The following is a 274-nucleotide window of genomic DNA, read 5'->3' as shown; positions in this document are numbered from 1 at the left end:
CGCTGTGCGTACTTGGTCTCGAAGAGGAGCGACCTGTTATCCGACTTGATCCGCTTGTCCATCTCCTTGGCACGGGTCACTGAGTCCTGACCAATGCGGGACAGCAGGCGACCACGGGCGGCATTCAGAGCCTGGGTTTGGCTGGTGACGACATCGGTGTCCTGAATGCGGTACAGGGAGCCCTGCATCTTGCTCAGCATCGTGAGTCCCTTTTGGGGATCAGTCTGGGCCTCAGCATCCTGTAGGCCAAAGGTGAACTGCTGGGTTAGCTCGC

At 59.1% G+C, this 274-nt stretch carries 1 protein-coding gene; it reads right to left on the bottom strand.

The genetic code is table 11. The features are described from left to right. Positions 1–200 (bottom strand): hypothetical protein (locus ACS2QP_RS27690; RefSeq protein WP_438883052.1); only part of this gene is annotated, 200 nt, incomplete at its 3' end. Positions 201–274 lie beyond the last annotated feature (74 nt).

The organism is Bacillus cereus group sp. Bce019 (assembly GCF_051781745.1).
Classification (GTDB): Bacteria; Bacillota; Bacilli; order Bacillales; family Bacillaceae_G; genus Bacillus_A; species Bacillus_A cereus.
Note: the sequence above shows the minus strand (reverse complement) of the source record. Positions and strands in the feature narration are given on the sequence as shown.